The 18,719-nt window shown below is 65.3% G+C and carries 17 protein-coding genes; 5 read left to right on the forward strand and 12 right to left on the reverse strand.

Annotation, left to right across the window (positions count from 1 at the left end):
• Positions 1 to 17: 17 nt before the first annotated feature.
• Positions 18 to 401, forward strand: a complete 384-nt coding sequence (locus NSE01_RS05525) for a BLUF domain-containing protein (RefSeq protein ID WP_147158631.1) — start codon at positions 18 to 20, stop codon at positions 399 to 401.
• Here the strand turns inward: NSE01_RS05525 and NSE01_RS05530 are convergent.
• The 11 genes from NSE01_RS05530 to ligR all read right to left on the reverse strand — a co-directional run bounded on the left by NSE01_RS05530 (position 398) and on the right by ligR (position 12,351).
• Positions 398 to 781, reverse strand: a complete 384-nt coding sequence (locus NSE01_RS05530) for a hypothetical protein (RefSeq protein WP_147158632.1) — start codon at positions 779 to 781, stop codon at positions 398 to 400. The genes NSE01_RS05525 and NSE01_RS05530 overlap by 4 nt on opposite strands.
• A gap of 42 nt (positions 782 to 823) precedes the next feature.
• Positions 824 to 1,741 (reverse strand): SDR family oxidoreductase, encoded by a 918-nt coding sequence (locus tag NSE01_RS05535; RefSeq protein WP_147158633.1) that lies wholly within the window; start codon positions 1,739 to 1,741, stop codon positions 824 to 826.
• On the reverse strand, positions 1,738 to 3,225 hold the full coding sequence (nov2, locus tag NSE01_RS05540; protein ID WP_147158634.1) for a lignostilbene-alpha,beta-dioxygenase NOV2: 1,488 nt from the start codon (positions 3,223 to 3,225) through the stop codon (positions 1,738 to 1,740). Before nov2 ends, NSE01_RS05535 begins: the two co-directional genes overlap by 4 nt.
• Positions 3,226 to 3,359: 134 nt before the next feature.
• Complete coding sequence (locus NSE01_RS05545; RefSeq protein WP_147158635.1) at positions 3,360 to 5,870, reverse strand: TonB-dependent receptor; 2,511 nt, start codon at positions 5,868 to 5,870, stop codon at positions 3,360 to 3,362.
• A 120-nt stretch (positions 5,871 to 5,990) separates the two neighbouring features.
• Complete coding sequence (locus NSE01_RS05550; RefSeq protein WP_147158636.1) at positions 5,991 to 6,779, reverse strand: CmcJ/NvfI family oxidoreductase; 789 nt, start codon at positions 6,777 to 6,779, stop codon at positions 5,991 to 5,993.
• A 134-nt stretch (positions 6,780 to 6,913) separates the two neighbouring features.
• Positions 6,914 to 7,855 carry a Gfo/Idh/MocA family oxidoreductase gene (locus NSE01_RS05555; protein WP_147158637.1) on the reverse strand — a complete coding sequence of 314 codons (942 nt, stop codon included), beginning with the start codon at positions 7,853 to 7,855 and terminating at the stop codon, positions 6,914 to 6,916.
• Positions 7,856 to 8,031: 176 nt separating this feature from the next.
• On the reverse strand, positions 8,032 to 8,874 hold the full coding sequence (locus NSE01_RS05565) for a class III extradiol dioxygenase subunit beta (RefSeq protein WP_147158638.1): 843 nt from the start codon (positions 8,872 to 8,874) through the stop codon (positions 8,032 to 8,034).
• Position 8,875: 1 nt separating this feature from the next.
• Positions 8,876 to 9,295 carry a protocatechuate 4,5-dioxygenase subunit alpha gene (gene ligA, locus NSE01_RS05570; protein WP_147158639.1) on the reverse strand — a complete coding sequence of 140 codons (420 nt, stop codon included), beginning with the start codon at positions 9,293 to 9,295 and terminating at the stop codon, positions 8,876 to 8,878.
• Entirely contained in the window at positions 9,292 to 10,317 is a 1,026-nt protein-coding gene (locus NSE01_RS05575) for an amidohydrolase family protein (RefSeq protein ID WP_147158640.1), read from the reverse strand. Before NSE01_RS05575 ends, ligA begins: the two co-directional genes overlap by 4 nt.
• Positions 10,314 to 11,135: an NAD(P)-dependent oxidoreductase gene (locus NSE01_RS05580; RefSeq protein ID WP_147158641.1), complete on the reverse strand. Its 822-nt coding sequence runs from the start codon at positions 11,133 to 11,135 to the stop codon at positions 10,314 to 10,316. Before NSE01_RS05580 ends, NSE01_RS05575 begins: the two co-directional genes overlap by 4 nt.
• A gap of 61 nt (positions 11,136 to 11,196) precedes the next feature.
• Positions 11,197 to 12,351, reverse strand: a complete 1,155-nt coding sequence (gene ligR / locus NSE01_RS05585) for an aromatic metabolism transcription factor LigR (protein ID WP_147158642.1) — start codon at positions 12,349 to 12,351, stop codon at positions 11,197 to 11,199.
• A gap of 105 nt (positions 12,352 to 12,456) precedes the next feature.
• Here ligR and ligK point away from each other — a divergent pair, with 105 nt between their 5' ends.
• The 3 genes from ligK to NSE01_RS05600 all read left to right on the forward strand — a co-directional run bounded on the left by ligK (position 12,457) and on the right by NSE01_RS05600 (position 15,305).
• The gene (gene ligK, locus NSE01_RS05590; protein WP_147158643.1) at positions 12,457 to 13,131 is read left to right on the forward strand and encodes a 4-carboxy-4-hydroxy-2-oxoadipate aldolase/oxaloacetate decarboxylase; all 675 of its coding nucleotides are present in this window, start codon (positions 12,457 to 12,459) and stop codon (positions 13,129 to 13,131) included.
• Between the two features lie 108 nt (positions 13,132 to 13,239).
• On the forward strand, positions 13,240 to 14,292 hold the full coding sequence (locus NSE01_RS05595; RefSeq protein ID WP_147158644.1) for a 4-oxalomesaconate tautomerase: 1,053 nt from the start codon (positions 13,240 to 13,242) through the stop codon (positions 14,290 to 14,292).
• 128 nt (positions 14,293 to 14,420) lie between these two features.
• The gene (locus NSE01_RS05600) at positions 14,421 to 15,305 is read left to right on the forward strand and encodes an amidohydrolase family protein (RefSeq protein WP_147158645.1); all 885 of its coding nucleotides are present in this window, start codon (positions 14,421 to 14,423) and stop codon (positions 15,303 to 15,305) included.
• Here the strand turns inward: NSE01_RS05600 and NSE01_RS05605 are convergent.
• Entirely contained in the window at positions 15,290 to 16,612 is a 1,323-nt protein-coding gene (locus NSE01_RS05605) for a DUF4118 domain-containing protein (RefSeq protein WP_170233768.1), read from the reverse strand. The genes NSE01_RS05600 and NSE01_RS05605 overlap by 16 nt on opposite strands.
• Before the next feature lie 79 nt (positions 16,613 to 16,691).
• On the opposite strand from NSE01_RS05605, the gene NSE01_RS05610 reads away from it, so the two are divergent.
• The gene (locus NSE01_RS05610) at positions 16,692 to 18,638 is read left to right on the forward strand and encodes a potassium transporter Kup (RefSeq protein ID WP_246135046.1); all 1,947 of its coding nucleotides are present in this window, start codon (positions 16,692 to 16,694) and stop codon (positions 18,636 to 18,638) included.
• Positions 18,639 to 18,719 lie beyond the last annotated feature (81 nt).

Genomic DNA, 18,719 nt, shown 5'->3' on the forward strand with positions numbered 1-18,719 from the left:
GAAAGGACCTATCCGCCATGCGCCTGTGGAAGTTGTCCTACACCAGCATCGCCGTTGCCAGGCACGAGGTGGCGATGCAGCAGGCACGGGAAATCTGCGAGCTTTCGGGCGATCGCAACGCGCGGGTCGGCATCTCCAGTGTGCTGACCCTGCACAAGGGCCGCTTTGCGCAAGTGCTTGAAGGCCCTGAGGAAGCGGTGCGCACGGTGCTGCGCCGGATCATGGGCGATCCGCGCCACCACAGCCTCAATGTCCTGTCCGATGGCCCCCTCGTCGCGCGTCGCTACGAAGGCCTCGCCATGGCCTACCGCGATCCCAAGGCCTTCATCGCCGACCAGATCGACGACATCCTCCAGCAAACGGCAGACGTCGTCCGCGCGATGAAGTCAACCTGGCACTAGGCCGGGCGGCGCATCGCCCCGAACAGCGCGAAAGAGACCGCGATCCCCGCGAGGGTCGCCAGCATGTCCTGCCAATCAAACACAAGCGCGTGGCTGGTCATCTGCACGCATTCCCAGCCGATCAGGCCCAGCGCGCTCACCGCAGCACTTGCGCGGAAGCGCCGCCCCACTGCCGCAGGATCAGCCAACGGCTTCATGTCGAGCCACGCCGCCAGCGCCACGAAGGTGATCGCGATGGCCGCCGCAAAATTGGGCCCCACGCCGATCAGATAGGTCGATACCTCACCCTGTTGCAGGTGGTGCTGCCGCGCCCATTGCAACGCTGAAAGCAGCGCCAGCCCGCCAAGGCCCACCAGGCCGAACCGCGTCGAAAGCTTCAAGAAGCGCACTCCCTGCCAGAGCGCGCCGAACCTACCACGTCGTCACGCCCCGCGCAGCATCTCCGCGTTCGCTTCGATCATCGCCCGCACCGAGCGCGCCTTGCGCCCTGTCAGCCGTTCCACATCATCGGTGCAGACCTTAAGGAACCCTTCGCGGATCGCGCGGCCGAAACTCACCATGTCGTCGCTGTTCCACGGGATGCCCGCCACGCTCTGATCGTCCACCGGACGGCGCGGAATGCCCATCGCATCGAACATCGCGTACTGCTCGTCATCGGTGGTCGAAACATAGGCGACCGGACGCCCCGTCACCTCGGCCATGATCGCCGCCACTTCGCCGAACGTCTGCAATTCCGGCCCGGTCACGTTGTAGACCTGCCCCTCGTGTCCCTCACCGAGCAGCACGGCAGCGGCACAGGCCACGCAGTCGTCGCGCCACACCATCGCCTCCAGCCCATCACCCGCGTTGCTCACCCACTGGCCGCTCTGGATCACGCCCGGGCCCGCCATCAGGATCATCGCATCGGCATAGTGCGCATCGCGCAGCATCGTCCACGCCATGCCCGAAGCGCGGATCAGGCGCTCGGTTTCGATGTGATCGTGGCGCACTTCAGCCGGGTTTGCCGGATCGTCGATGCCGATGAAGCTGGTATAGGCGATGTGGCGCACACCCGCCGCCGCTGCCGCATCGATCGCCGCCTTGTGCTGCACCACCCGCGCGCCGACCCGCGTGCCGGAAATGAGCAGCATCCGCTCCCCGCCCTGCACCGCCTCGCCCAGCGTCTCGGGCTTGTCGAAATCGCCGTAGCGCACGGCGCAGCCCTGCGCTGTGCGGTCAGCCAGCTTGTCCGGTGATCGCGAGATGAGGATCAGGTCCGCCGCCCGCCCCGCCGCGATCAGCCGGTCCGTCAGCCCCCGGCCATAGTTGCCTGAGGCGCCGGTGATGACGAGTTTGCTCATGCCGCGTCCAGCTCCGCTTGCGGCACCCACCAGCCATGCACCTGCGGGCGCAGCCGGTGCGGGATCGTCACCTTGGCCACCGGCCCTGCCCCCACGTTGCCCGCATCGATCACCCACGCCTGATGGAGGAACTGGTCCTCGCCGATCTGCTGGTCGACGATCGTCACCAGCCAGCCCTCATGCGCCGGATCGCTGGCGGGCACATGCACCGGCTCGTTGAACCCGGCCATCGGCGGCAGCGCCAAGGCCTGCGGCGGGCGTTTTTGCGCGTGCGGCGAGCTGGCCCGCATATCCAGCCGCAGCAGCAGATTGAACATTGCGCCGACCGGCCCGCCCAGCAGCGGCGGACCCTGAAGCTCGGGGTTCATCGTCAGCATCCAGCCATGGTCATAAGGCCTGCCCTGCTTCGCTGCCGGGATCACCGGGAAATCGCCCGGAGGCCCGATCACCGTCTCCTTAACCTCTCCGCCGTCAGCCTTGGGATCAACCGTCCACCGCGTCAGCGCGCCCTGCACTTCCCACGGCTGCAGATGGATGCCCGAAGGCTCGCGGATGAAGGCGAAGGCATTGGTCGAATTGAGGCAGGCATCGAAGTGCAGCAGGCCGCCTTCATCCTCCCACGCGTTCATCATGTGGTAGGAATGGACGCCCTTGGGCCCCTTGAACCAGCGGATTTCGGAAACATCGCCATAGCGCGGCATCACGCCGAGCCACGAATCCGTCTCCTGCTCGTGATGCCAGTGCTCGCCGCCCGCCTTCAGCCGCTCAAGATCCGCCGTCGTCGGATAGATCGGAAACAGCGCATAGTTTTCGCTGATGGTGAAATCGTGCATCATCGCGCAGTAGGGCGCATCGAACCACTGCTCCGATTTAAGCACCCCGTCCGCACCGACCACGCAGTAGGCCACCTTGGCCGAAGCCAGCCCATCCGCCTCGTAGCCATAGAAGAACAGCTCCTTCGTGGCGGGATCGATCCGCACATGCGCGGTCATCGTTTCCGATTTCAGCACGCCGCCGAAGTCGTATGAACCCAGCGTCTCCAGCGTCTTGGGATCGATGCGATAGGGCCGCCCGTCCTCCTTCGCCATCAGCATCCGCCCCGCGTGCCACACCGGCGTGGTGTTCGCCACCGTGCGGTCCACCCCCTGCACGTCGGCATCGTCGGTAAACGGATTGCGGTACTTGCCAAACTTCGCGTGCCCCGCCGCCTTCTCCGCCAGAAAGCGCGCCGTCTCCACGAAGCGGATCGCGAAGTCCGCCGTCCCGTCCGCATTGAACGAAAGCCGGCTGACCATGCCGTCACCCGAAAGCGTGTGGTCATTCTCGAACTTGGGCGGAAAGGCCGGGTCCGGCACCGCGCGGTAGAAGCTGCCACGCACTTCGGCGGGCAGCGTGCCTTCCACCGCCAGCCCGGTCAGGCTCACTTCTTCGCCCACCGGCGCGTTGAGCCCAGTGAAATACATTGTCTGCGGAAACGCACCCATCAGCCCAATCCCATTCTATCATTTGTTAGAATAGGTCTAACACGCGCGGGGCCGATTTCAACCGTATTTGCGCGCAGCAAAAGGGCCGCTCCACCAAGGTGAAGCGGCCCTCCTGTTTCACGCGAACGCTGCGATCAGAACGTGCGCTTGATCGAAACCGCCCAGGTGCGCGGCAGGCCGGGGTTGGCCGTGATCGCGCCAAGCGAGCTCTTCACGTCTTCGATGGTGTTGTAATAGTACTTGTTGAACACGTTCTGCACTTCGAACGAAAGCTGCCAGTCCTTGTCCTGGCTGGTGTAGGTCAGCTTCGCATTGCCGAGGAAGCGGCCGTCGACAAGGTTGTCCGGACCGTTGAACGCCTCGGTGAAGATCGACGACTGGTACGTGCCGTCAAAGCGCGCGCTGATCGTGCCGATCTTCATCGCGTAGTCGTACTGCGCGCCAAAGCTCCAATTCCACTTCGGCGTGTAGGGCGTCACGTTGGTCAGCGGAACGTTTGTCGTGCCGGTGTCCTTGTACTTGAAGTGCAGGTAGCTGATCGAACCATCCAGCGTGAGGCCTTCGACCGGGCGGATCGTCGTTTCGCCTTCAAGACCCCAGACTTCAGCCTTGCCGACGTTGGCCGGCATCAGACACGGCGAGAAGCCGTGGCAGCGCGTCAGCGTCAGGATGATGTTGTCGTACTTGTTGAAGAACGCCGATGCGTTGAAGCGCAGCCTGCGATCGAACAGGTCGGTCTTTATGCCCGCTTCATACGTGCGCAGCGTTTCCGGCTGGAATGAGGTGATCTGGTTGCAAGGAGCGCCGAACGGCAGCACGTTGCAGTCACCCGCCGAAGGACCGAAGAACGGACGCGGGTTCACGCCGCCGCCCTTGTAGCCCGTCGCCACCGAGGCATAGGCGAAGACTTCCGGGCTGAACCGGTAGTCGGTTTCCACGCGCCAGTCAGTGCGCTGGCCCTTGAACTGGCCGGTCACGTTGTAAAGGCCGATCAGCAGGCAGTTCGGCGAGTTGCCGATGCCGGTCGGACCAGCGGTCGGCGCGCCGAGGAAGAACTCGCACGGCAGCGGACCGGGCACCGTTCCGTCCGGGTTGGAGCGGAAGTAGGTGTAGTCCTTTTTGTCCCACGTATGGCGGATGCCGCCGGTAATCCCCCACGCATCGGTGATGTGGAAGGTGCCGTTGAAGAACAGTGCCTTAGAGGTCGAAGGCGTGCTGTCCGGACCGTGGATGAAGTCGATGCCGGCATAGTTCAAGTCGACACGCGCGTTGTAGGTGCCGTTCTGGTCGAAGTAGAACCCGCCCAGCGTGTACTCGATGCGCTTGTCCATGAAGCTGCCGTTGAGGCGCACTTCCTGGCTCCATGCGCGGTGGCGCAGGATGTTGTCGAGCTGCGCGACCGGCACGGGCGAGCCGTCCTGATCGAAGCCGAAGCTCATCTTGTAGCGGCGGAACGAGGAGATCCACGTCAGGCTCATGTTGTCGGCCAGCTTCGCCGTCACGTTGCCGGTGATGCCCCAGCCGTCGTAGTTCTGCTGGTTGTTGGCGGCATAAGGCTTGAACGGCGCCTGGCTCGTCGGCGTGCGCGCATCAAGGAAGTTGGCGTAGTTGATGAAGCGCGGATCATAGCCGGCCGGAGTGGTCGAGCCGCTCTGCTGGAAGCGCGTGCTATAGGGCACGAACTCGTTGCTCAGCGGAACCGGGTTGCCATCCTTGCCCTTCAGCCACGGCAGGCCCTCGGGCGTCGTCGCGGGGGCGTTGCCGTAGAGCAGCACCTGCGCGCCGGCATCATTGCGCTCACGCGTGTAGTCCGCCGCCACGTTCACTTCGATGTCGGGCGTCGCTTCCCAGCGCAGCGCGAGGCGCCCGGCGGAGAACGAACGGCCACCCAGCGTGCCGCGCTCGATGCCATTGCCGGCATTGGTGTTGGCCGGCACGTTCGAATTGGGATGCGACAGACCGTAATCGAGCAGCTTCACATAGCCGTCGGAGTTCTTGGTCGCGCCCGAAACACGCGCGAACAGGTGGTCGGTGATCTTGAAATCCGCCACGCCGCGCACGTCGATGCGGTTGTACGCACCATAAGTCGCCTGCAGATAGCCGCCGCCTTCGCCGGTCGGCTTCTTGGAGAACAGCTTGATCGCGCCGCCGATCGAGTTGCGGCCCGCCAGCGTGCCCTGCGGACCGCGCAGCACTTCGACTCGTTCCAGATCCATCAGGTCGAGCAGCGAGCTCGACAGCGTCGGGATGTAGACGTCGTCGACATAGATGCCCACGCCCGGCTCGAGCGCGTAGTTGAAGTCGGTCTGGCCGATGCCGCGGATGAACGCGATGAGGCCGATACCGCCGCTCTGCGGCTGTGCGCGCAGGGTGACGTTCGGGGACTGCGCCGCGATCTGCGAGATGTCGGTCTGCCCACGCGCTTCAAGCACGGCGGCATTGACCGCGGTGATCGCCAGCGGCGTATCCTGCAGCTTCTGCGCGCGGAACTGCGCGGTAACGACGATTTCCTGCGTTGTCGGCGCGGCAGCAGCATCACCTGCCGCCTGCGGAGCAGCTTCCTGCGCGAAGGCAGGCACGGAAACGATAGCTGCGGTCATACCGAGCAAGCGCGCTACGCGCCGCGCGGCCGTCAATCTGGCCATGGTCACCCTCCCTTTTTTGTCGACGATGTACTCGTTCGATCAGGTATGAGTCATAACAATTATGCCATCAGACGCAACAGCCATGTTCATGCACAATAGTATGCAACACAAACTGTTGCATTAGCGCCACCACCACGCAGTCGCGCGCATCTCGATACTCACTCTAGGCGGGGCATCGGCGGGGCATCCGGGCAGGTCGAACGCAACATGCGGCACGTGATGCGCCAACCCGGAATCGCTGTCATGCGTCTTGAACAGGATCGCCTCGTCCTGCCCCAGATCGAGGAACGCATACCAGCGGTGCGCCGGATTGTGGGCCACCACCAAGCCTTCGAACGACCACTCGGGCTTGCCGGGCTCGTCGAACACCGCATCCGCCGCGATCAGATCCCCAGCCGCCAGCGTCCGCGCATCGCACAGCGCCAGCGGCACATCCTGCGGCGCCGGCGAAAGCGCGCGCCACACATTGTAATGCGCGCAGCGTCTGAACGCGCGCCCATTTGCGCCGGCTTGCCCAAACTGCGCCGCCGTCGCATCCGAAATGTCGATATGCGCAAACCGCGCCGGCATCGAATTGTTGAGGCTTCCCGCCAGCCCGGACCTTTCCGAAAACCGCAGCAACCCCGGCGCGCCGACATGGACGAAATCCGCCCCCGTTTCGGCCTGCACCAGTTCCTCGATCTCGCGCCGATGGACGCGCGCCACTTCCTCGCGGTCGCGGAAATCACGCACAGCGCTCCGGTGGGAAACGAGCGCGAACCCCTCGCGATCAACGGTCGTAGCGGCGGCGCGCGCATCCAGCACCGGCATCAGCACCGGCGCAATATCAACCTCGTCGCGCTCATGGGCATTGGCGTAATAGCGCGGGCGGGCAAACTTGCGCCCCGAATAGGCAATCAGCGCTTCCATCGCTTCGGCCTCCCCCACCGCCCATTACAGCACCCCCTCGTCATTGCGAGCGAAGCGAAGCAATCCAGAGCGTCAGAGCACAACCGCTCTGGATTGCTTCGCTTCGCTCGCAATGACGAAGCAGGGGATGCACATCACCCCGCCAACTGCGTCTCCAGCTCACCCAGCACGCGGTAGCAATCGAGCACCTTGCCCACCGACGAATTGGGCTCGCGCCCTTCGCGGATCGCCGCAATGAATTCGCGGTCCTGCAGCTCGATCCCGTTCATCGAAACGTCGACCTTGGAAACGTCGATCGGCTCTTCCTTGCCATTCACCAGATCGTCGTACCGCGCGATATACGTGCCGGTATCGCCGATGTAGCGGAAGAACGTGCCCAGCGGCCCGTCATTGTTGAACGAAAGCGAAAGCGTGCAGATCGCGCCCGTTTCGCTCAGCAGCTGGATCGACATGTCCATCGCGATGCCAAGCTCGGGATGCATCGGCCCCTGCAGCGCATTGGCCTTGACGATCTTGCCCGCCTGATAGGCAAACAGGTCCACCGTATGCGCCGCGTGGTGCCACAGCAGGTGGTCGGTCCACGAACGCGGCTCGCCCTTCGCATTGATATTGCGGCGGCGGAAGAAGTAGGTCTGCACGTCCATCTGCTGGACGTTGAACTCACCCGCCGTGATCTTGTTGTGCACGTACTGGTGGCTCGGATTGAAGCGCCGGGTGTGCCCGACCATGCAGGTCAGCCCGGTCTCCTTCTGCTTGGCGACCACCGCCTCGCTGTCCGCCCAGCTATCCGCCAGCGGGATTTCCACCTGCACGTGCTTGCCCGCGTCCATGCAGGCAATCGCCTGGGCGGCATGCATCTGTGTCGGCGTGCAAAGGATAACCGCTTCGACATCGTCGCGCGCCAGAGCATCCTCAAGTTCGGTTGAGCTATGCTTCGCGCCATACTTTGCAGCCACCGCCGCCGCCTGTTCGGCGGTGCGCGAGATGATCGAGACGATCTCGACACCCTCGATCTTCTTCAGGCCATCAAGGTGCTTCTCACCAAAAGCACCGGCACCGGCGAGTGCAATACGCATGAAATCCTCCAACTAACTCCCCTCCCGCTTGCAGGAGGGGCCTTCATCTCTTCCCCCCTCCCGCTTGCGGGAGGGGTCGGGGGTGGGCACCCGCGAAAGCGGGTTTCTATCCAAATCCCGGAGGAAAGCCCGAAAGGCCCACCCCCAGCCCCTCCCGCACACGGGAGGGGAGAAAATCAGTCCGCCGGCTCCAGCACGATGTGCCCGATGGCCGTGTTGCTGCACGGGATATGGTAATGCCGGTGCAACGTCTTCACCTTCTTGCCCAGCGCCCCGCGCATGATGAGCCACATCACCATCTCGATGCCCTCGCTGCCGGTCTCGCGCAGGTATTCGATATGCGGAATCCACCGCGCCGCGTCGTCATCGCTTTCCAGCATGTCGAGGAACTTGTTGTCCCACTCGCGGTTGAGCAGCCCCGCGCGCGGACCTTGCAACTGATGGCTCATCCCGCCGGTGCCCCAGATTTGCACATTGAGATCCTCGGGGAAGCTCGCCACCGCGCGGGCAATCGCCTCACCCAGCGCCCAGCAGCGATTGCCCGAGGGCACCGGGTAGGTAACGACGTTCACCGCCAGCGGCACGACCTTCACCGGCCACTTGTCGGGCGAGCCGAACATCATCGAGAGCGGCACGGTGAGGCCGTGGTCGACGTCCATCTCGTTGATGATCGTCATGTCGAAATCGTCGAGGATCAGGCTCTGCGCGATGTGCCAGGCAAGGTCGGCATGGCCTTCCACATCGGGCACCTTGCGCGGGCCCCAGCCCTCGTCTGCCGGCTTGTAACGCTCGCCGCAGCCGATCGCGAAGGTCGGTACGATCTTCATGTCGAACGCGCTCGCGTGGTCGTTGTAGACAAGCACGATCACGTCCGGCTTCTCGGCCTTTTCCCATTCACGGGTCCATTCGTACCCGGCGAAGATCGGCCCGAAATAGTCGTCCCCGGTCTTGCCCTGATCGACAGCCACGCCCAGCAAGGGCACATGGCTGGAGCCGACACCGGCAGTCAAACGCGCCATATCAATAGCCCCCCTTGATCGAGCGATTGCCGATGGGAGAACGCCCGCCCTTCAGCATCATGTCCCGATATTCCGGGAACGTCATGTCGGTCATCGTGCTCACCGCCTCGGCAAAGCTGAGGCCATCGGTCGAGAACAGCTTCGAGAGGAAGTAGACGTTCCCCCCAAGGTCGAGCAGCGTGTTGTAATCGCGCTTCAGAAGAGCCTGCTTGGCCTCCTCGGAGATCGGCCACTCATCGAGATAGGCCCGCTCGTCCGCCTTGAAGCGCTCACGGTTGTCGCCCTTCATCAGGCTCATCGCGAACTGGTTGATATGATACCCCTTGCGCGCCCGCGCGGCGGTATAGACGCGCGTACCCGGAATATCCTCGAGCTCGGCCAGATAGGCATGAATGTCCGTGCTGGGCTTTTCGCTGCTCACTTGCCCATCTCCTTGAGCTTGGCGTCGAGACGCGGGTAGACGCGGCGGGCATTGCCCTCGAAGATCGCGTGGCGCGCCTCGTCGGTAATATCGAGCGCATCGACATAGCGCTTGGTGTCGTCGAAATAGTGCCCTGTAGTAGGATCGATCCCGCGCACCGCGCCAACCATCTCGCTGCCGAACAGGATGTTCTTGGTCTCGATCACATCGGCCAGCAGGTTGATCCCCGGCTGATGATAGACGCAGGTATCGAAGAACACGTTGTTCATCAGGTGGCTCTGGAGGTCCGGCTTCTTGAGCATGTCGGCGAGCCCGCGATAGCGCCCCCAGTGATAAGGCACCGCGCCGCCGCCATGCGGGATGATGAAGCGCAGCGTCGGGAACTTCGCAAACAGATCACCTTCCAGCAGCTGCATGAACGCGATGGTATCCGCCGCGATATAGTACGCCCCCGTCGCGTGCTGCGCCGGATTGCACGATCCCGAAACGTGGATCATCGCCGGAACATCCAGTTCCACCATCTTCTCGTAGAGCGGGAACCAGTACGGATCGGTCAGCGGCGGATGCTTGAAGTGCCCGCCGCCCGGATCGGGATTGAGGTTGCAGCCGATGAAGCCCAGCTCCGTCACGCAGCGTTCCAGCTCCGCGATCGAGCTCGTCAGGTCCGCTTCGGGCGATTGCGGCAACATGCAAACGCCCGCGAACGTCTCAGGATAAAGCCCCACCACCCGCGCGATCAGGTTGTTGCACGCCTGCGCCCACGGCACCGCGACCGACTGATCCCCCACATGCGGCGCCATCGCACTCGCGCGGGGGGAGAAGATCGTCATGTCCGCCCCGCGTTCCTTGATCAGGCGCAGCTGGTTCGCGTCGATCGTCGCGCGGATCTCGTCGTCGGAAATGTCGGGATAGGGCGGCGCGGGCTGGCCAGCCTTGAACGCGGCCTTCTGCGCCTCGCGCCACTCGTCGTGCGCCTTAGGCAGCACGGTGTAATGGCCATGGCAGTCGATGATCATCGTCATTCTGCAGCTACCTTTTCTGCGGAAAATAGTGCGGCCTTCCCGGCCATATCGCGCTGGCGCTTGACAGTGCCGATGGTCATCACCGGCTCGATGCCGAGCGAAATGAGCGTCTTGGCGCTCTCCTCCATCTCGGCCGCGCGGCGTGCCCCGTGCGTCGTCATGCGCTCCAGATTGTAGGCCGCCCGCGCCGCCCAGCCTTGCGACTTCTCGCTCGCATCGAGCGAAGAAAGCACTTCGTCGGTCACGCCCGCAGCGTCGGCTGCCAGCATCATCTCCGCCGTCAGCGCCTCTATGCCCTTGACCATCACCGAACGGATCATCTTGATCGCAGAAGCCCGGCCAACCTCGGCCCCCACCACGCGCACATTGGCAAAGCCCGCACCGCGCAGCGCCTCAGCCGCCTCATCCGCTGCCGCGCCCGAAACCAGCAGCGGCACATTCATCCGCGCGGGGTTCACCGGAGCAAGCACCGCCACATCCAGATAGCGCCCGCCCGCCGCCTCGATGGCAACCGCCGCCGCGCGCTTCGTATCGGGCGCCACCGAATTCATGTCGCACCACAGCGCACCAGGCTTCAGCAGCGCCGCATAATCCTGCGCCGCCGCCAGCGCCGCATCCGCCGTCACCAGCGACAGCACCATGTCCGCATCGGCCAACGCATCCTGCGCGCTCGCGCAAACCAGCACACCGGCCGCTTCCATCGCAGCGCGCCGCGCGGGCAATATGTCATAGGCCGCCGCGCCAGCTTCCCAGCCAGCCGCATCCGCAAAGGTAGACCCGGCCTCACCGAAGCCGATCAGGGCGATGTTGCTTTCCATGCCGCCCTCCTGCGTCGCGCACGAGGGGCAAACAAATGCAATTCGCGCCCGCCCTATAAGATTATGCGAATTCCTCTGCCGCCACTTCGCGCAGCAACTCCAGAAACGCCGCCTGCGGCCCCGTCGGCTGCCACCCCTCGCGCGTGGTGATCCCGATCCGCCGCCGCACCGGCGCGGGTGTCGGCAGGCTGGCGAGCACACCCGCCTGCAATTCCACCGCCAGCTGCGCCGGGCTCAGCAAGGTCAGCGCATCCGAACCCAGCAGCAATTGCCGCACCGTCAGCACCGAACCGCACTCGATCCCCACTTCCGGCGGCTCCGCACCGCCCTCGCGCATCATCCGCTCCCAATATTGCCGCAGCGGCGTGCCCCGCGCCGGCAGCACCCACGGATAATCCGCCAGCCGCGCGCCCACCGGATCAGCCTCCGCCAGCAACGGATGCCCCGCGCGCATCACAAGTTGCGGACTATCCTCGAACACCGGCTCCTGCCGCAAGTCCTCCAGCACCGCACCTTCACGCAGTGCCCCCAGCATCAGGTCAATCTCGCCATCGCGCAGCGGCCCCGCCAGCTCCGCATGGCTCCCTTCGACCACCACAATGCCCACCCCCGGATGCGCCGAATGAAAGCGCAGGATCGTCTCCGGCAACCACCGCGCGCGGCTGAGCGGCATCGCCCCCACCACGATCCGCCCTGCCGCCTTGCCCTGCCACGCCGCGACTTCTGCCAGCCCGCTGCGCAGTTCCGCCATCGCCAAGCCAAACCCGCGCGCGCGCCGCTCGCCCTGCGGCGTGAGCAGCACCCGCCGCCCGCGCCGGTCCACCAGCCGCGTCCCCAGCGCCACCGCCAAATCCGCCACCGCACGGTGGAGCGAAGCCGCCGAAAGCCCCGTCGCCTCCGCCGCCCCGGCATAGGACCCCTGCCGCGCCAAAGCCAGAAACGCGCGCACCTGCGTCCCCGTCACGCGCGGTGAACCAATCTGCGCAATCGCCGCTTCCGCCCGCGGCGCCAGCAGCCGCGCAGGCTCCGTCGGCGCCATCCCGCCAGACCCGCGTTCAAACAAAGCGCACCCCAGCTCCGCCTCCAGCCGCGCGATCGCCTGCGTCAGCGCAGGCTGCGTCAGGTTCACCGCCCGCGCCGCTCGCGTCACACTCCCATGCCGCACCGTCGCGGCAAAGGCGGCATAGTGCCGGATATTGTAGGCAGGCTCGCTCATCCCCGCTTACTTAGCATTTCCTTATGCCCCGCGCCAAACATTGCATTGGCCCCGCTCACGCGCGAAGCCGAAGGAAGCGCCAACCACGCAATTCGGGAGAAGCCCATGTCCGGTATCGTCGTCCAGAACATCGAGCGCGCCGATCCGGCGGTCATCGACGGCCTCGCCGCCTGCGGCGTCGCCACCGTCCACGAAGCGCAAGGCCGCACCGGCCTCCTCGCCTCCTACATGCGCCCGATCTATCGCGGCGCGCGGATCGCGGGCAGCGCGCTCACCATCAGCGCCCCTCCGGGTGACAACTGGATGGTTCACGTCGCCATCGAGCAACTGAAGGCGGGCGACATCCTCCTCCTCGCCCCCACCAGCCCGTGCGAGGATGGCTATTTCGGCGATCTCCTCGCCACCTCCGCCATCGCACGCGGTTGCCGCGGCCTCGTCATCGATGCAGGCGTCCGCGATGTTCGCGATCTCACGGAAATGAACTTCCCCGTCTGGTCCAAGGCGATCTACGCGCAGGGCACCGTCAAGAACACGCTCGGCAGCGTCAACGTCCCCGTCGTCTGCGCCAACCAGTTCGTGAACCCCGGCGATGTCATCGTCGCGGATGACGACGGCGTCTGCGTCGTCCCCCGCGCCAACGCCGAAGCCGTCCTCAAGGCCGCGCAGGCCCGCGAAGCCAACGAAGGCGAAAAGCGCGAAAAACTCGCTGCAGGCATCCTCGGCCTCGACATGTACAAGATGCGCGAACGCCTCGAAAAGGAAGGCCTCAAGTATGTCTGAACCTTTCATTCTCCTCCCGCTTGCGGGAGGGGCCAGGGGTGGGCATTCCAAGCGCCGCGCCTGCCGCCAACCCACCCCCAACCCATCCCGCAAGCGGGAGGGGAGCCAATGACCGCCGTGAAATGCATGTGGATGCGCGGCGGCACATCCAAGGGCGGCTACTTCCTCAAGGATGATCTGCCGCAAGACACCGCCGCCCGCGATGCCTTCCTCCTCGCCATGATGGGCAGCCCCGATCCCGTCCAGATCGACGGCATGGGCGGCGCCGATCCCCTCACCAGCAAGGTCGCGGTGGTCAGCAAATCCACCCGCGAAGGGATCGACGTCGATTACCTGTTCCTGCAGGTCTTCGTCGATCAGGCCATCGTCACCGATGCGCAGAACTGCGGCAACATCCTCGCCGGGATCGGCCCCTTTGCCATCGAGCGCGGCCTCGTTGCCCCCACCGGCGATGAAACCCGCGTGTCGATTTACATGGAAAACACCGGGCAGGTCGCCGTCGCCACCGTCCAGACCCCCGGCGGAACCGTCACCTACAAGGGCGACGCCCAGATCGACGGCGTCCCCGGCACCCACGCCCCTGTCCCGCTCGAATTCCGCGATACCGCCGGTTCCTCCTGCGGCGCGCTCCTGCCTACCGGCAACGCGGTCGATGTCGTCAACGGCGTGCCCGTCACGCTCATCGACAACGGCATGCCCTGCGTCGTGATGAAGGCCGAGGATGTCGGAATCACCGGCTACGAGGACCGTGACTGGCTCGACAACGCCGCCGAGCTTAAGGCGAAAATCGAAGCCATCCGCCTCATCGTCGGCCCCATGATGAACCTCGGCGACGTGACATCAAAATCCGTCCCCAAGATGATGCTCGTCGCCCCGCCCAAGCACGGCGGCGCGGTCACCGTGCGCAGCTTCATCCCGCACCGCGCGCACGCCACCATCGGCGTCCTCGGCGCGGTCAGCGTCGCGACTGCGTGCCTGATCCCCGGCTCCCCCGCCGCAGAGGTCGCCCAAATCCCCGATGGCGCGCGCAAGCTGCTCTCGGTCGAGCACCCCACCGGCGAAATGAGCTGTGTCCTCGAAACCGACGAAACCGGCGCAGTCCGCACTGCTGCCTTGCTACGCACCGCGCGCAAGCTGATGGACGGAGTGGTCTTTGGCTGACGCCGCGCAAACCCACCCCCAACCCTTCCCGCATGCGGGAGGGGAGCGAGACTTGGCGAACGCAGTGAGCCTAGTCGCAGCGGGGTGGGCCGTCCCAACGCCAGCCTCTCAACAGTGAGTTCCCGAACATGACCAACCGCATCACCAGCTGGCACGCCGCCCCCAGCAAGCCGCACTACACCCCGCCCCCCGGCGCGGTCGATGCGCATTGCCACGTGTTCGGTCCGATGGCCCAGTTCCCCTTCAGCCCCAAGGCCAAGTATCTCCCCGAAGACGCTGGCCCAGATAAGCTTTTCGCCCTGCGCGATCACCTCGGCTTCGCCCGCAATGTGATCGTGCAGGCCAGCTGCCACGGCACCGATAACGCCGCCACGCTCGATGCCATCGCCAAGTCCAATGGCCTCGCGCGCGGTGTTGCCGTCGTCGATCCCGCCATTTCCGACGCCGATCTCCATGCCCTCCACGCAGGCGGCATCCGCGGCATCCGCTTCAATTTCCTCAAGCGCCTCGTCGATGATGCGCCCAAGGACAAGTTCCTCGAAGTCGCCCAGCGCCTCCCCGCAGGCTGGCACGTCGTGATCTATTTCGAGGCCGATATCCTCGAGGAACTGCGCCCGTTCATGGACGCGATCCCTGTCCCCCTCGTCATCGATCACATGGGCCGCCCGGACGTCCGCCAGGGCCCCGATGGGCCGGACATGCGCGCCTTCCGCGCTCTCCTCGATGCGCGCGAGGATATCTGGTTCAAGGCCACCTGCCCCGACCGGCTCGACGCCATCAAGGAAGGCGGAGCGGGCGATCCGTGGGACGCCTTCGCCGCTGCCGTCGCGCCGCTCGTCGCTGATTATCCGGACCGCTGCCTCTGGGGCACTGATTGGCCGCACCCCAACATGGAAACCGAGATCCCCGACGACGGCCACCTCGTCGACATGATCCCCCGCATCGCGCCGACCGAGGAACTGCAGCGCAAACTCCTCGTCGATAACCCGATGCGGCTCTACTGGGCGGACTGAACCGCGAGGCGGTAGCCCACCGCCGGTTCATTCACGATCACCTCGTCCCCCAGCTTCTTGCGCAGCGCGCTCACCGCGACGCGCAAGTAGTCGACATGGTCCTCATGCGCCGGCCCCCACACCGCGCGCAGCATATAGCGGTGCGTCAGCACGCGCCCCGCATTGCGCGCCAGTTCAGCGATCACGGCAAACTCCTTCGGCGTCAGGTGAACTGGCTCTCCGCCGCGGGTCACCGTGCGCCGGTAGAGATCGATCGCCACCGCGCCGACGAGGATGGGATCCTGATTCTGCGCCAGATCGAGATCGGCAAGATTGTCGATGAACCCGGTCAGCCTCGCCGTCTCGCCCGCCACTTCGTGCAGCACCTCGCCGTCAGCCTGCCCCGCGCGCTGCAGCTTGCGCAAGCCCGCCGCGATGCCGTGCAGGCGCGGGCGGATGTCGTTGCCGATCGATCCCAGCAGGGCCGAGCGCAGATCATCCCGCTCGCGCAGCACCACGTTTTCGCGGCCAACGCTTTCCAGCCGCGCGCGCTCCAGCGCCAGCGCCGCCTGATCGAACAGGTTTTCGAGCAGCGAAAGCCCCTCCGCCTCCACCGGCGGCATCCCGTCGCTGCGCGCAAGGCCGATCACCGCCAGCGTGCCCGCTGCGGCCCGCACCGGATGGAATTGCCAGTCGGTCAGGCTGCCGCCCGAAATGTGCCGCCCGGCCGGAACGCCGTTTTCCAGCGCCTGCGCCGCCACCGCAAGATCGGCCTCGCTCAGCCGGTCAACCCCGCCCAGCAATCGCACCTCCGGCCTGCCCGCCACCACGCAGGCATGGCAATCGAAGATCCGCGCCAGTTCGCCGGCCGCCACCGCTGCGATCGCCTTGTCGTCCGCGCAGGAAAGCAGCCGCCGCGCAAAGCCTGCGATCGTCGCATTGCGGCTGGCGTGAAAAGCCGCCAGTTCGCCCTGCACCCGCAGCGAGGTGACGAGATGGCTCGTCACCAGCCCCACGGTCAGCAGCATCGCCACCGTGAGGAGATCGCCCGGATCGCGGACCAGCAGCGTGTAGGTCGGCTCGGTGAAAAAGAAATTGTAGGCCAGCGTTGCCGCCACTGCGGCCAGCAACGCCTGCCAGCGCCCGGCAAAAGTCGCCGCGGCCAACACCGGCGGCAGATAGAGCAGCACCACCGGGAAGCTGCCCCAGCGCGATTCGGCGATCAGCCCGATCGCCGTGGCCAGCGCGAACATCGCCAGCACGATCCCGGAACCCTGCCACGCACGGCGCGGCGGCGCGGGAATGAAGGGAGGCACCGGCGGGGACATCCTGCACTCCATACCGCCCGTGGCCGGCAAAGTCGCGCCCCTGCTTGATGCCGTCTGCTGCACTCCACATGGAAACTTAATGCCCTTCAGGCGCACGTGGCGCGGCATGACAGACCCGGACTCCGCCGCCTCTGCGGCATCACCCGATCCAGAACACTCTGGGCACTCCTCCAACCGTGCCGCACTGACCCTCGGCGCGCTCGGCGTGGTGTTTGGCGATATCGGCACCAGCCCGCTCTATGCGCTGCAGGCAACGCTCGATCCGCGCTACCGCCTCACCACTTCGGTCACCGACCTTTATGGCGTGGTCAGCCTGATCTTCTGGCTCTTCGTGTTCGTGGTGACGGTGAAGTACGTCTTCATCGTCATGCGCTGCGACAACAAGGGCGAAGGCGGCAGCCTCGCGCTCTATGCGTTGATCCATCGCCAGCTCGGCGAAAACGCCCCCAAGCGCTGGCTCCTGCCGGCCGCGCTGTTTGCCACCGCCTTGTTCTTTGCCGATGCCATGCTGACCCCGGCGATCTCGGTGATCTCGGCGGTCGAAGGCCTTGGCGTCGTCAGCAGCGCGTTCAAGCCATGGATCGTGTGGATCGCGCTCGCCATCCTCATCGGCCTGTTCGCCATCCAGAGCCGGGGCACCGACAAGGTCGGCCGCCTGTTCGGCCCGGTGATGCTGATCTATTTCTCGACCATCGCGGCGATGGGTCTCCACCACATCATCCAGTACCCTGCCGTGCTCGCCGCGCTCAATCCGCTCTACATGGTGAGCTACTTCCAGGCCCACCCGCTGTTCTCGTTCCTCTCGCTCGGCGCGATCGTCTACGCGATCACCGGCACCGAGGCGCTGTATGCCGATATGGGCCACTTCGGGCGCGTGCCCATCACCACCGCGTGGCTTGCGATCTGCGTACCCGCGCTGATGACCAACTACATGGGTCAGGCCGCGATGCTGCTCCAGCACCCCGAATTTGCCGACAATCCCTTCTTCCACATGGTGCCGAGCAATCTCACCATCCCCCTGCTCGTAATTGCGACGCTCGCCACGATCATCGCCAGCCAGGCCGTAATCTCGGGCGCGTTCTCGGTGACGCAGCAGGCCATCCAGCTCGGATTCCTGCCCCGCCTGCGCATCCTCCACACCTCCAGCCACGCGCAGGGGCAGATCTATGTGCCCGCGATCAACTGGACGCTGGCGTTCATGGTTGCCGTGCTGGTGATCGGCTTCCAGGCGTCCGCCGCCATGCTGCCCGCCTATGGCCTCGCCGTCGTCGGCACCATGCTCATCACCACGCTGATGCAATACGTCGTCGTCTTCCGCATCTGGCGCGCCCCCCGCTGGCAGAGCATTCCCGGCTTCATCACCTTCATCGCGGTCGATGCAGTGCTGCTCGCCTCGGGCCTTGCCAAGCTGCTGGAAGGCGCGTGGTTCCCGATCTTTGTCGGCCTCATCATCTTCACCGTGCTCACCACATGGTCGACCGGCCGCCGCCTGATGCGCGCCAGCATGCTGGAGGACAGCCTCCCGCTCGCGGTCTTCATCAAGTCGGTCGCCACCACGGTCCAGCGCGTGCAGGGCACCGCCGTGTTCCTTTCGGCATCGCCGCAAGCGCTCCCCGCAGCGCTGCTCCACAACCTGAAGCACAACCAGGTCCTGCACGAAAAGATCGTGCTGCTGACCGTGCAGGTAGAGGATGTGCCGCAGGTAAACCCGGCCCGCCGCGCCGAACTCGCCGCCGAAGGGCACGGCTTCTACCGCATGGTGCTGCACTACGGCTTCATGGAAGATATCGACATCCCGCGTGAACTCGCTGCCGCCTGCACCGGCACCGACCTCACGTTCGAACCGCTGCACACCAGCTACTTCCTCAGCCGGCAAAAGCTCATCGCCTCCTGCGCCATCCCCGGCATGGCGCTGTGGCGCGAACAGCTCTTCGCGTGGATGCTCAAGGTCTCCGAAAGCGCGATGGACTTCTTCAAGCTCCCCACCAACCGCGTGATCGAACTCGGCAGCCAGGTCAGGATCTGATCGCCCGCAGGCCCCCTCCTCCGCTTGCCTGCAAACGGAGGAGGGGGCCGCAGGCGGTGAAACCCTTGCCCTAGCCCCCGC

The sequence above is a fragment of the Novosphingobium sediminis genome (genome assembly GCF_007991615.1).
Taxonomy (GTDB): domain Bacteria; phylum Pseudomonadota; class Alphaproteobacteria; order Sphingomonadales; family Sphingomonadaceae; genus Novosphingobium; species Novosphingobium sediminis.